This window comes from Cellulophaga algicola DSM 14237, from assembly GCF_000186265.1.
Taxonomy (GTDB): domain Bacteria; phylum Bacteroidota; class Bacteroidia; order Flavobacteriales; family Flavobacteriaceae; genus Cellulophaga; species Cellulophaga algicola.
On the sequence record NC_014934.1, the window covers coordinates 226,849 to 239,724 of the forward strand.

Here is a 12,876-nt window from a genome sequence, read left to right on the forward strand (position 1 = left end):
CGCTACGTTTCATATACTAGACGTTGTAAGCAATTTAAAAAATGGAAGACAATTTTAAATTAACTACTGAAGGAGTATTAATAATCGCGTCTTCAAATTCTTTAAAAGAGAAGTATAAAACCGAAGAATTTAATTACGATTTTCCAGATGGTCTTAGTCAGTTGATTTTGAATAACTCAATCATTGCAATAACAAATTCTGGCGGAGATAATTTGTTAATGGAATTCTCATTGGAAAAAGAGCTTGACATTATTGAATTTGATAAGGTTATTGAGCAATCAATAGAATTATCTGAAAATGACGAGTTATTAATCCTTTCACATGCTGAATTCACTATGATTTGTAATAAAGATGGAGATTACAAAAATGATAAATGTTGGCCAATAAAATTTTCAAAACCAATTGAAAAGGGAAAATATCTAGTGCAAATTGCTGTAATTGACGTTGAAGAAGAATTTGAAAAATACAACGCATATTTTAAGGTAAATATTAATCTAAAAAAGATTTCGGAAGTACTAATCCCAAATTTTGTTTGCGAATTGTGCGAGTAAAAACTGCTTACAACAAAACCTATAAACAATACGGGCTTAGGTTTTAAACGCCAAGTTCTGTGTATATTTATCATGTCGCGAAATCTTATGGATTTCGCTTTGAGACAAAAAAAGAAAAAACAAAACCCAAAGATTTCGCTACGTGCATGGCGGAAAGTAAACGCTAGTTTGCTCCCGTACTGTTCATAGCCTAATCGTTAGCAAAAATGGCTCAAAAAAATTTACAGTTGGCTTAACGCATAAGCGAAATAAAAAATACTAATAATGAAAGTAACGAACCTTACGGGATTAACAGACGAAGAACTATTGGTCGAAAAAAAGAAACTAAAGAAGTCAAAAATAATAAATGCTTTTGTTATTGGATTTCTTGTGAGCATTGTTATAGCTGGAATTGTTTCGTCGATTATTGGAAAAAATTATGTAGTACTTATTCCGTTACTATTTCCTATCTACTTTATTTATAAAATTGTTAGTAATTCAAAAAAAAATAATGAATTGGAGATACTCTTGAAGAAACGAAATCTGAATTGAACTACTACACAAACACAATTATTCGTAAATGGACATAATCAAACGCAACCGTTGCGCAGATGGACTTTTTAGCTAGTTTATGAAAATGGAATCGTTTTCTAATCGGTCTCCAATCTACATAAAGAGCCTGCGCTTACTCTTGTGTATCGCCACATTTGCTAACAAAACCTATACATAATGCGAACTTTTGGGTGAAACGGAATGGTCTGGGTATATTTGTGATGTCGCTAAATCTTTGGGATTTAGCTTTGGACAAAAAAAAGAAAAAGCGAAACCCAAAGGTTTAGCTTAGTGCGTGGCGGGAAATCCGTCGGATTTCAGCCCCGCACTATGCATAGCTCAGCCGTTGTGCTTCATTATCAAAAACTATGTCATCAACACCAGATTTATGATTAAAAAAATATTTATACTACTCATTGTTCCTCTAATATTAAGTTGTGGACAAAAAACCGAACCAAAAGAAATACTATTCGTCTGCACACACGGAGCGGCAAGGAGTCCTATTGCGGCAGCCTACTTTAATAAAATTGCTAAGGAGCAGGGTTTAAACTATCGAGCGGTTTTCAGAGGAACTGAACCTGATAGCGTGCTAACCAATGGAACTGCAAACGGACTAAAGAAAGATGAATTCAAAATAAGTGATTGGAAACCGGAATTGGTATCTGAAAATGATGCTAACAATGCTTTCAAAATTATAACTTTTGATTGTGAGCTTCCGCTAAATGTAACTTCCAAAAAAACAGAGCAATGGAATGGCACGCCACCGATAAGCAAGGATTATGACAAAGCACGTGATATAATTAAAGAAAAAGTAAATCGGTTAGTGGAAACTCTACAGGAACAAACATTGGAGCGGAAATAACGAAAGCACAACAAAACCTATGAACAATACGGGCTTAGGCTGTAAACGCTATGGTCTGTGTATATTTATAATGTCGCGAAATCTTTGGGATTTCGCTTTGACACAAAAAAAGAAAAAGCAAAACCAAAAGATTTCGCTAAGTGCATGGCGGAAAGCAAACGCTAGTTTGCTCCCGTACTGTTCATAGCTCAACCGTTACCTGCAAGCTAAAAAAACGACAATATGAAAACATTTCTATTCGCGTGGAATCCTAAAAAATGGAATTGGACAACTCTTGAACAGAGCATTGACCAAATCGAACAAACAGGTCGAGCGACAGAAAAATGGAGTGTAATAAGTCATAAAAAAATACAACCAGGAGACAGAGCATTTTTGATGCGACTTGGAGAAGAACCGAAAGGAATAATGGCTGCCGGATTTGTGTCGACACCACCATTTTTATCAAAGCATTGGAGCGGAGAAGATAAATTAGTGAATCGTGTAATGATTGACTTTGAAGCAATTTTAAACCCTGCAAAAGAACCGCTTCTTAACATTGACATTTTAAATCAAGGTAATTTAGCAAAAGTAAATTGGACACCTCAATCTTCGGGAATTGAGATTAACCCAGAAGTTACAGACGAATTAGAAGCTGTATGGTTTGACTTTTTGACAACCCAAGAAATCCGACATAATCCGTTCAAAGAAACCGAAAAGGACGAACAGAAAGTTTATACAGAAGGAACACCAAATCAAGTTTTGGTAACTAAATATGAACGAAATCCATTTGCAAGAAAAACTTGCATTCAACACTTTGGACTTTCTTGCTCTGTTTGCGAATTTGACTTTGAGAAAAAATACGGAGAATTAGGAAATGGATTTATTCACGTTCACCATTTAAAACAAGTTGCTAATATTGGAAAAGAATATAAAATTGACCCAATAAAGGATTTGAGACCTGTTTGTCCAAACTGTCACGCAATGATTCATAAGCGAAAAGAACCATACACGATTGAAGAAATGAAAGAAAAAATGAATAAAGCCAGCAGGTAACAATGTATATAAAAAATAGGCGAAATAGTGCTGAATTCAAGGGTTGTGGCTCGTATCAAACTTTGTGCTTAACCGAAAGTTTCGTGCTTCGTAATCGCCTACTTTTCATATACTAACCGTTGTACCACATTTAAGAAAAGCTTGTAACCTGAATGAAAATCTTTCCAACTAAAATACATTTGGTTACATTAACAGAAGATAGTTCGATAGCAATATCTGAATTACAAAAGAAAATGCTGTCGGAAAAGCAATTCGTTTCTGACTGGGATAAGCAAGTTTTTATCGGAAAAATAAATGATTCAGAATTTGAAGTTAAGTTATCCAAAAAAGTTTACGGAGCTTTCTGTGTGATAAAAGGTAAACTTGAAAATAAAAATGGGGTTTTGAAAATTGGAATAAACAAGAACTTTAAAACAGTTTTATTTGGACTCTTCCTACTCCCAATTATTGGATTTATAATTTCGTTAATAATAAACGGATTTGGAAACTCAAAAGAATTAATATTTCCGACAATAATGTTTCCAATCGCATTACGTTTTGTTTTTATCGAATTTGGATTTCGGATTATTTCCGAAAATGGACTAAATAAGCTGAGTAAAATAATTGGCGTTGAAAAAAAATAAAACGTGGTACAACACAACCTATACGTAATGCGGGCTTTAAAGCTTAAACGGCAAGGTTTGTGTATATTTATAAGGTCGCTAAATCTTATGGATTTAGCTTTGAAACAAAAAATAAAACTAAACAATAAGCTTTAGCTTCGTGCATAGACGGAAAGTAAAAGTTTCCTTGCCTCCGCACTACGCATAGCTGCAACGTTGTGCATAATGCGAAAATCGTGCTACAATTGAACATTTGAACTAAAAACGCCAACGCGCAAACAGCACATTTGGTTTTTTGCCGAAACATAAGCCAACGCTGAAAAAACCAAAAGAGCTGTTTTTTTTGCCAACGCTCGAAAAAAATACGGAAAGCCATAATGTGGAAATGAACCACTATGGACTTAAAGTCCATAGTTTCTGGCTGGTGACTTAAAGTCACCCAAAAGTCATCGTTCCAATATGAAATTTGTGTTTTCTCCATCATCTGGCTTTCTATGATGCTCCAAATACTCATTAACCATTTGATCAGTTATATTACCTGTACTCCAACAACCATAACCTATTCCCCAAAAGTGACGACCCCAATATTTTGACTTTAATGCAGGAAATTCTTGTTGAAGCTTTCGAGAACTTCTACCCTTTAACTTCTTCATCAAATAGCTTAGACTCATTGATGGTCGATATTCAATATGCATGTGAACGTGGTCTTTTGAAACAACTCCCTTCAATATCTGAACATCTTCAGAATCACATATTTGTAATAAGATTGTTCGACAACGAATCTGAATATCGCCTTCCAAAACAGAATAACGATATTTTGTACTCCAAACTAAGTGAGCAGTCAACCTCGAAACGCTATGTCCATTAGTCCTTTGTTCAGCCATAAATCAAAGGTAGGTCTTTTTAGAAGCTAAAGCGAAATGCACTAAAGTGCATAGTTTTAACTATTTTTGAGACCAATAAAAAAAGACTGTATTTTGACATACAAAACTGACCAAAAAAATGCTTGAAATACGAAAAGGTACAGCCTCAAAAAATTATGAAAACACGTTTTTTCGAGAATTCGCAGAAAATATTAAAAACCTTTTTGACAAGTATTCTCTTGATGGAATACTAATTGCAAACTCTGAATGCGAAACTGAAAAAAGGCTTCAAATAGATGCTTTACTCGTAACTAAAAATGCTGTTTGCATAATAGACTTCAAAAATTTTGACGGAATAATAACTCTACCAAAAAATGCTAAATCCGAATTTGAATTCGGCAGATGGACTAATCAAAAAGGCGATATTATAAAAGGTGGTAGTTCAATAAACCCATTTGTTCAGCTAAAAAATCAAAAAGAAAAATTTATACGAGTTTTTGATAAAAACATAAAAAACAGACTTCCAAAAACAGACTTATTCAATCCATTTCATACAGTTAGAGCAGTATGTTTTCAAAAAGAAATTGAATTAATCGGTTCAATTCCTTCAAAAGAAGAGTTGAATTTCTTCATAATTGATAAAAGTAATTATCTTGAAAAGATAAAAGATATAATTGATATTTCAGATAAAGAGGTTTCACTATCAAACGAATCATTCAATTTATTTAAAGAAGTTTTTCGTGCAGACAAATTCGACCTAAACGAAATGTACGAGGAAACAGTCAACTATGATGAATACTCGACAGAATTGGATTTTGATAATTTGTATTCAGACCAAAAATCTGCATTAAAGGAAATCACATCATTTATAAAATCTGAAGAAGAGCAAATATTTATACTTCAAGGTACATCTTTAAGTGGTAAAACACATTTAATTCCTTTCATTCAAGACATTGCTTTTAACCATAATATTTCCGAAGTCAAATTATTTGCTTCATCAGCAAGAATTGCAAACAATCTTCTCAAAGACAGCAATTTGGAATTCAACAGTATGTATTCACAAATTTATGGAGGAACGAGCCAAGATGAAGATATAATTGAAACAGACGAAGATGATAAAGAAAGAATCGATTTAGAAATAGTTCCATTAAAAAAATGTGATGACGTAGAAGAAACGATTTTTATAATTGATGAATCACATTTAATATCTGATAACTACCACCAATCAATAGATTTGAGATTTGGTTCAGGTAAATTACTTGAAGACTTTATCACTTTTTCAGATTTAAAAAACACAAAAAGAAAATTGATTTTTGTTGGAGATAGCTTTCAGCTATCAATTGGCAAAAAGGAAGAAAGTGCTTTAAATCCAGCTTATTTAGAAGACAAATACGAATGTAAAACAAGAGCGTTTCAACTTATAGATAAAGAAAATAAATCAGAAATTGTTAAACAAGCACTTTCAGCAGTAAACTGTATCAGACAAGAAAGATTTAATAATTTATCATTTACAATTGGAGAAAACTTCAAAAAATTAGAAAAGGAAGATTTGCTTCCTATAATTTCTAAAAGTTTAAAAAACAATTCAAATGCACATCTTTTGAGCTACTCAAATTATGATGCTCAAAAAATCAACTTCTGGATTAAAAAATCAATTCTAAAAAACGGAACTGATTTATCGGAAAATGATTTAATGATTTTTAGTAATAATATACGTGTCGAAGATGAAAACGACCCTTTTGCTGAACCAAAAAAAATATATAACGGTCAATTTGGTACAGTAACTTCAGTATGCGAACCTATAATAAAAAATAACTTAAAAACTAATTTAACTTTTAGAGAAGTAAATATCAAACTTCAAGATTCTGGGCATAATTTGAAATTTTTCAGTTTTGAGAACTTTAGGTTAAGTGACAAAGGAGAACTTTCAAAAGATGAAACCATTTCTTATAAAATTCTTTTAAATCAACTTGCAGAAAAAGAGTTAGAGAACTTTAAAAGCGGTAAACTTCATTCAGATGATGAACTTACAGAACTTTTGAAAAAATTAGAAAATGGCGAAAAGGTAAAAACTAAAGTCAATGGAAAAATTCAAAAGTTATTAAGCAATATGCCATCATCAGAATTCTACAAGTACAAAAATTCTGCTCAATTAAGATTTGGTTGGGCTTTGACTGTTCACAAAGCAATGTCTTATAAGTGGGATGAAGTCTTTTTTAACGTTGAAACTGGTGGTGGAAAAACTAATGAAACCTATTTTAAATGGATTTACACAGGTTTAATAAGAGCTACACACAAAGTAAATCTAATAAACTATGAATCTATAAATCCATTTATGAAAATGGATATTAAACCTTCTGCTATCGTTCAAAAAAATGACAAAAAGTTGTTTTTTGTTTCTGACTTAACGGCAGATTTATCAATAAGCAATAAAGATATTGCTGAAAAGTATAATTTTCCAAATGAAGATATTACATCTTCCCTACTTCAGTTGCATCAATTCGTTAATTCAAAATTAGAATCAAAGAAACAAAAGGTCAATTTAATTAATCATCCTAACTACCAAGAACTATATGAAGTTAAAGGAAGTGATGGGGAAATTGCAACAATTTCAATTTATTATAATAAAAAAGGCCAATTTAAACGTCCTACACTTATGAAATCCGAACCTAAAGAATTCGGCGATGAAGTGTTAGAAGTTCTTACTTCCAATAATTCGATTAAGGATTTTGAATTTATTAAAGATGATTGGAGAAAAAGTGCATATAAAGATTTAAAAATCGCTTTAAATTCAAACGATATGGACTTTGCTTTCATAATTCAAGCACCTTACAAGGACACAATAAAAATAAAAAGTTCAGAACAATCATTAATTGTTGATATGTATTATGATGGAGATGGTTTTTATTCAACTATTTCAGCTTCATTTTATGATGAACCTTTAATTTGGTCTGAATTCCAAGAAATCTTAAATAAGCTAAAAAATTAATCTATGGCTTCGATTTTTGATTTAAGTAGACATATATCGCAATTAAAACGTGAGAAAAAGTATAATGATGCTTTAGTGTTTTTTAAAGAAAACAAATCTGATTTCACAAATGACCAAATTTCTAATAACGAATATTTGATTTCAGATATGGTGGCTTGTTTAAGATATACAAACCATTTTGATGCAGGTTTTAAGTTTTTGTCTATTTATGGCATTGAAATTAATTCAGAAACAAATGAAAGGGTTTTAAATTCTTATGGTTGGCTACTTTGGTCTAAATACAAATCTGAAAATTCAAACGTAAATGATTCCGATAACGAAAACAACTACTTTGATGAAGATGAAGAAACTTTAGATAACGGAAACTTCCATTATGATAAAAATGAACTAATACAAAGGATTGAATTACTGATTCCAATTCTTTTGAATATTAATAATGATTATACAAAGACATTAACTTCAAACCTATTTTCGATTGTATTAAAAAGCGAAAAGAAAAAGCCAACACCAAACTGGAAATTAATTAATGATTTCTGTAATCATTTCAAACCAGAAGATTTATCGACAGAGTGTTCAACAATTCAAGTGGAAAGGAAAGGACAACTTAAAGATATGGAATTGGCATCTGATATGGAAAATTGGTTTGCTTATAAAACCAAATCACTATTAAAAATTGGAGAATGGCAAGAATGCTTTGAAACTTCAAGAAAAGCAATTGAAACCATTGAAAATTTTCATTATTCTAATGAAGTTTGGTTTGCTCGAAGAATAGCACTTTCAAAGAAAAATTTAGGAAATACAGAAGAAACAATCGAAGAGTTACAAGCCATTTTAAGAAAAAAGAAAGAATGGTTTATACAGAAAGAGCTATCCGAACTATATTTTGAAAAAGAAGACTTTGAAAAAGCTTTTAAATATTCTATTGATGCAATAATCAATTTCGGACCAATAGAATTTAAAGTTGACTTGCTTTATTTATTGGGTAGAATCCACAAAAACAAAAGTGAATCAGAATTAGCTTTTAAACACTTTTCGCTATCTAAACTAATCAGGCAAAAAGAAGAATGGAAAGTACCTCAAAAATTATTTGACGAACTGAATCAATTCGAAAAACAAGAAATTGTAGTTTCAGAAATTAATAAACTAAAATCTGAACTTAAAAAATATTGGAATAGTTTTAAGCCAAAGAAAGAAACCAGAGAAAACAATCCATCGAGTAGATTAAATGGCGAGATAGTCAGAATTTTACACGACAATGAAAGAGGGAAAGTAGGTTTTTTAAGAAGTAATGGAAGTGAACACTATTTTTCATTATCTAATACATTCCATCTGACATCCAAAATTTCGATTGGTTCAAATGTTGATTTTAATCTAATTCCAGCGGAAGACGGAAAAAAAGAACGAGTTAGAATTATAAAACTGAATGAATAAGCCAACGCTCAAAGCCATACACATTTACAATTCGCACCAGCCAACGCTACGCCAAAAATTGCAAAAGAGTATGTCTTGCCAACGCTCACATTTGAACTAAATAACAAACATCGGAAAACCAAGCAGAACGTGAAAAGCACTATGCACAACAATGTATATAAAACATAGCTATTATAGGCTTTCCGAGAGGTTTTTACTTCTTTATTAAGTCCGCCAAATTTTTATTTTTGTATATTTAGAAAATTAAAGATAAATAGAAAAAATAAAAATTCGGCTCGTGTATAATCCGAAACGGTAGTGTTTTTCTACACGCTACGTTTCATATACGGAGACGTTGTGCTTAATTTCCCGAAAAATGCGAATAATAGAAATAAACGGATAGAGGTCAGTAGCTAACTTCGTATCTTGATACTCAGTAAATATATTAAATTATGGATATTTTCAAGGGTCAAAATCTTCTAGAGTTCTCTGATTGCTTCAAAACGGACAATGATTGCAAAGAATATTTAGCAAATATTAAGTCTAAAACCCCTTTTAAATGTTCTAGATGCAATCATATAGCCTGTCAAACACGTGCTGATTTCTCTAGGCAATGTAATATTTGTAGACATACAGAATCCGCAACAGCAGATACTTTATTTCACAAGGTAAAGTTTGGTGTTCGCAAAGCATTTTTTATTTGTTTTGAGATGGCTACAAGCACGAAAAGCTTATCTGCAAGTTATATGGGAGTACGTTACGGAGTAACAGAAAAAACAGCTAGACTTTTTATGCTTAAGGTCAGAGAAGCTATGTCTTCGAGTGGGAATAATCCTATGGACGGAGTTGTTCATGTAGATGAATTTGTTTTAGGGGGCAGAGAAGAAACAAAAGTTGGCAGAAGCTACAATGCTAAGAAAAAGAAGGCGGTTACAGCTGTTCAGCTTACAGAAGATGGAAAGGTAAAAAGAATGTATGCTATGAAAATAGATGATTTTTCAGCACAATCCTTACAATATATTTTTGTCAACCATATCAGCCGAAACGCAAAGATTACTACAGATAAATGGAGAGGCTATAGTCCTATTGCAAAGGCTTACGACATCACACAAATAGAAAGTAATGGAGGGTTAAATTTTAAAGCGCTTCATACAATGATACATCAGGTTAAATCTTGGATAAGAACAACTTATTCTTGGGTTAGTGACAATAATTTAAATAGATATTTCAATGAATTTTGTTTTAGAATAAACAGATCTCAAAGTAAAGCTACAATATTCAATAATCTTATTGTTAAAATGGTCAATAATGATAAAATCAATCAAGCTGAATTAATAAGTAATTAACTACTGACCTCTATAAACGGAAATAAATTTTCAAATATGAAAGGATTTTATCGAGAAATAGAATCGAAAATGACTTTCGGACTGAATTGGAAAATTGGACGAAATCTCAATGCATTTAATGATGTATTGTATGGCGGATTTGGAGTTCACGATGTCGATGAAAAATATATCTTAAAATGGCATCGTAACGAAAAAAGCAAAACGGAATTGAAATATTATGACCGAATAATTGAAATAATTAAAGAACACGAAAATATTGAACTAGAGTTGACTTAAAATGTAAATCAAAAAATGACAAAAGATATAATTAAGGATAAATTTTTAGGTCCAATTTTAATAATACTTTTACTAGCAATTTTTAATATAAAAAGAACAAATGACTGGCTTTTCTTATTAATAATTCTTCTAATTGGATTTGCTATTTTGTCTATTGTAGGCTATTTAAGAAATGATTTATATATTAAACATTTCTCAATGGAAAATGAAATACTTTTAATTTATTTTCAAAAGAATTTCTCGAAAAATAAAGAAGATAAATTTTCCACTAATTCTAAATCGCTTGAATTAGTGAAATTTCGTTCGAAATCATTTCTTGACCCATTCCATATAATTACAGTTAGATTTCAAGATGAAAACGGTTTTTTTGATACAAAGTCATTTAAAACCAATAATGACAAGACATTTATTGAACTTATTTATGAACTGAAAAAAGAAAAAAACTAAGCACAACACCGTATATAATTTATTGCTAGCTTCTCGCCTACTTACGAAAGTCCTCGCGGACTTTCTTGGTCGGTAATTATTTACTAAATTAGTTGCTTGAAACACGCAACAAACCATATACAACAACGTTGGGCTCCATTAAAAAAAATGAAAAAAGTAAATATTGATAAGTCAATTTTAAAATCTAAAATAAATAAGGCAAGGACATTAAAAGAATGCTTTATGAATTGTGAAGAGAAGGCAATTGAAGCACATAGTTTGCAAAAAAATGGAGCTTTATTATTACTCGAGGAAGAGAAAAACTCAAATAGCAGTATTTATACCCTAACAGAAACAGAGATTGATTTAAATGACGAATTAAATTTCATACCCGTAGGAAAGAAAAATACATCAACTTTTTTTGGGTTTTGTAGCACTCACGACACACAGATATTCAAAGAGATAGAGAACGATACTACATTAATTGATTTAAAAAATTCTAAGCATTTATTTTTATTATGCTTTAGAGCATTCGCAATTAGTCATCATAGAAAAAAAGAAGATGTTCATTTATTTTCGACTAACGAAAAAGACACAATAGATTCTATAAAAGAATATGGTGACCTAAATGAAGTTGGAATTGAAAAATATTTAAAAGGCTCTAAACTTGCTGTGGAAGATATGAATCCTCAAAAAAGTTTGTTAATCGAAAACTTATTAAACGAGTCTTATAATTGTTTAGAATACTTTACTTACGAAGTAGACTATCAAATCAAATTTTCATCAACAATGGTTACCTCTCCTCCATTCTTATTTAATGGAACTGAAATTAATATAGATGAAGACCCTAACTTTGAATATTCAGACATCATTTCAACAATAATTCCTTTAGATAAAAGAAGTCTCGTAATTTTAGCTTCATTTAAAGACAAACCAAATGGATTAGAGTATCTAAATGAATTGAGGAAGTTTGAGAAAGATGAAAAAGAGAAAGCAATCACTTGGCATTTTTTAACTAATACTGAAAATGTAATTTTCTCACCTTTATGGATGGATAACTTACCCGAATCACGTAGGTTAATTTTGAAATTATATGAGGACTCCAAAAATCAAGAAACCGAATATTTAAAATATGATACAAAATCTTTTAACTTAAACTTATTCGAATTATCAAAAACGTAGCCCAACAATGGCTATAATTAATACGGGTTTTAGTGTTTAATCCAAAGTTTAGAGCTTTTAACCAAGTCCGCCAAATCTTTTTGATTTGGCTTTATAACAAAAAAGATAAAACAAAATAAAAAGTTTTGGCTAAGTGCTAAACCGAAAGTTCACTACTTTTAAGTCCCGTACTAACCATAGCCTAAACGTTAGCAAATATTTAAAAAGACACATATGAAAATTAAATACATTGCGCAGGAAAAGTCGATAGAAATAAATGACGGACTCAAAACGTCTTATCTAATAATTGGTTTTTTAATGCTCTTAAATATATTCAATGCAGTAATTAACTTGTATAAAATAAAAGATGGAGAATTGAATATGATTGGTTACATATGGATTTTCGTAGGTGCTATATCAATTGGAGCAGTAGTTTATGTGCTGTTAAAAAAGACAACACTCAAAAAAATACCATTGGACCAAATAAAACGGTTAAAAGAAAAACAAATTTTGGGAAGAAAAAGATTCAGTTTGGAATTGCAGAACGGAAAATTACGGGATTTGATAAAACTAGGTACGCAATCAGATATAAAGGAATTGAAAAAAATGTTTAATGATATCGGAATTGAAACTGATTAACCGAAAAAAAACATTTGCTAACAAAACCTATAAACAATACGGGCTTAGGTTTTAAACGCTAAGGTCTGTGTATATTTATAAGGTCGCGAAATCTTTGGGATTTCGCTTTGACATCAAAAAAGAAAAAACAAAACCAAAAGATTTCGCTAAGTGCGTGGCGGAAAGCAAACGCTAGTTTGCTCCCGTAC

Annotated in this window: 13 protein-coding genes; 12 read left to right on the top strand and 1 reads right to left on the bottom strand. The window is 31.1% G+C overall.

Annotated elements, in window-relative coordinates; translation table 11 throughout:
* Nucleotides 1–41: 41 nt before the first annotated feature.
* The 5 genes from CELAL_RS01065 (at nucleotide 42) to CELAL_RS01085 (ending at nucleotide 3,599) form a co-directional block, all read left to right on the top strand.
* Nucleotides 42–551 carry a hypothetical protein gene (locus tag CELAL_RS01065; protein WP_013549061.1) on the top strand — a complete coding sequence of 170 codons (510 nt, stop codon included), beginning with the start codon at nucleotides 42–44 and terminating at the stop codon, nucleotides 549–551.
* A gap of 264 nt (nucleotides 552–815) precedes the next feature.
* Complete coding sequence (locus CELAL_RS01070) at nucleotides 816–1,082, top strand: hypothetical protein (RefSeq protein ID WP_013549058.1); 267 nt, start codon at nucleotides 816–818, stop codon at nucleotides 1,080–1,082.
* A gap of 388 nt (nucleotides 1,083–1,470) precedes the next feature.
* Complete coding sequence (locus tag CELAL_RS01075; protein ID WP_013549062.1) at nucleotides 1,471–1,944, top strand: arsenate-mycothiol transferase ArsC; 474 nt, start codon at nucleotides 1,471–1,473, stop codon at nucleotides 1,942–1,944.
* Between the two features lie 222 nt (nucleotides 1,945–2,166).
* Nucleotides 2,167–2,976: an HNH endonuclease gene (locus CELAL_RS01080; RefSeq protein WP_013549063.1), complete on the top strand. Its 810-nt coding sequence runs from the start codon at nucleotides 2,167–2,169 to the stop codon at nucleotides 2,974–2,976.
* A gap of 152 nt (nucleotides 2,977–3,128) precedes the next feature.
* Entirely contained in the window at nucleotides 3,129–3,599 is a 471-nt protein-coding gene (locus CELAL_RS01085) for a hypothetical protein (RefSeq protein ID WP_013549064.1), read from the top strand.
* A 425-nt stretch (nucleotides 3,600–4,024) separates the two neighbouring features.
* On the opposite strand, the gene tnpA is transcribed toward CELAL_RS01085, so the two are convergent.
* Nucleotides 4,025–4,462 (bottom strand): IS200/IS605 family transposase, encoded by a 438-nt coding sequence (tnpA, locus tag CELAL_RS01095; RefSeq protein WP_013549065.1) that lies wholly within the window; start codon nucleotides 4,460–4,462, stop codon nucleotides 4,025–4,027.
* Between the two features lie 118 nt (nucleotides 4,463–4,580).
* Here tnpA and CELAL_RS01100 point away from each other — a divergent pair, with 118 nt between their 5' ends.
* The 7 genes from CELAL_RS01100 to CELAL_RS01130 all read left to right on the top strand — a co-directional run bounded on the left by CELAL_RS01100 (nucleotide 4,581) and on the right by CELAL_RS01130 (nucleotide 12,688).
* Nucleotides 4,581–7,430, top strand: coding sequence for an NERD domain-containing protein (locus tag CELAL_RS01100; RefSeq protein ID WP_013549066.1), 2,850 nt, complete (start codon nucleotides 4,581–4,583; stop codon nucleotides 7,428–7,430).
* A 3-nt stretch (nucleotides 7,431–7,433) separates the two neighbouring features.
* Nucleotides 7,434–8,861, top strand: a complete 1,428-nt coding sequence (locus CELAL_RS01105; RefSeq protein ID WP_013549067.1) for a hypothetical protein — start codon at nucleotides 7,434–7,436, stop codon at nucleotides 8,859–8,861.
* Nucleotides 8,862–9,292: 431 nt separating this feature from the next.
* Entirely contained in the window at nucleotides 9,293–10,186 is an 894-nt protein-coding gene (locus tag CELAL_RS01110; protein WP_013548995.1) for an IS1595-like element ISCal1 family transposase, read from the top strand.
* Between the two features lie 12 nt (nucleotides 10,187–10,198).
* Nucleotides 10,199–10,462, top strand: coding sequence for a barstar family protein (locus CELAL_RS01115; RefSeq protein WP_262481880.1), 264 nt, complete (start codon nucleotides 10,199–10,201; stop codon nucleotides 10,460–10,462).
* Between the two features lie 15 nt (nucleotides 10,463–10,477).
* Nucleotides 10,478–10,909 carry a hypothetical protein gene (locus tag CELAL_RS01120; protein ID WP_013549069.1) on the top strand — a complete coding sequence of 144 codons (432 nt, stop codon included), beginning with the start codon at nucleotides 10,478–10,480 and terminating at the stop codon, nucleotides 10,907–10,909.
* A gap of 147 nt (nucleotides 10,910–11,056) precedes the next feature.
* A complete protein-coding gene (locus CELAL_RS01125) occupies nucleotides 11,057–12,070 on the top strand; it encodes a hypothetical protein (RefSeq protein WP_148229640.1) in 1,014 nt (337 codons plus the stop codon).
* Between the two features lie 213 nt (nucleotides 12,071–12,283).
* Entirely contained in the window at nucleotides 12,284–12,688 is a 405-nt protein-coding gene (locus CELAL_RS01130) for a hypothetical protein (RefSeq protein ID WP_013549071.1), read from the top strand.
* Nucleotides 12,689–12,876 lie beyond the last annotated feature (188 nt).

Coding starts and splice junctions, on each gene's coding strand:
- CELAL_RS01085 (WP_013549064.1), top strand. CDS start 3,129: ATGAAAATCTTTCCAACTAAAATACATTTGGTTACATTAACAGAAGAT.
- CELAL_RS01110 (WP_013548995.1), top strand. CDS start 9,293: ATGGATATTTTCAAGGGTCAAAATCTTCTAGAGTTCTCTGATTGCTTC.
- CELAL_RS01065 (WP_013549061.1), top strand. CDS start 42: ATGGAAGACAATTTTAAATTAACTACTGAAGGAGTATTAATAATCGCG.
- tnpA (WP_013549065.1), bottom strand. CDS start 4,462: ATGGCTGAACAAAGGACTAATGGACATAGCGTTTCGAGGTTGACTGCT.
- CELAL_RS01130 (WP_013549071.1), top strand. CDS start 12,284: ATGAAAATTAAATACATTGCGCAGGAAAAGTCGATAGAAATAAATGAC.
- CELAL_RS01080 (WP_013549063.1), top strand. CDS start 2,167: ATGAAAACATTTCTATTCGCGTGGAATCCTAAAAAATGGAATTGGACA.
- CELAL_RS01100 (WP_013549066.1), top strand. CDS start 4,581: ATGCTTGAAATACGAAAAGGTACAGCCTCAAAAAATTATGAAAACACG.
- CELAL_RS01120 (WP_013549069.1), top strand. CDS start 10,478: ATGACAAAAGATATAATTAAGGATAAATTTTTAGGTCCAATTTTAATA.
- CELAL_RS01070 (WP_013549058.1), top strand. CDS start 816: ATGAAAGTAACGAACCTTACGGGATTAACAGACGAAGAACTATTGGTC.
- CELAL_RS01075 (WP_013549062.1), top strand. CDS start 1,471: ATGATTAAAAAAATATTTATACTACTCATTGTTCCTCTAATATTAAGT.
- CELAL_RS01105 (WP_013549067.1), top strand. CDS start 7,434: ATGGCTTCGATTTTTGATTTAAGTAGACATATATCGCAATTAAAACGT.
- CELAL_RS01125 (WP_148229640.1), top strand. CDS start 11,057: ATGAAAAAAGTAAATATTGATAAGTCAATTTTAAAATCTAAAATAAAT.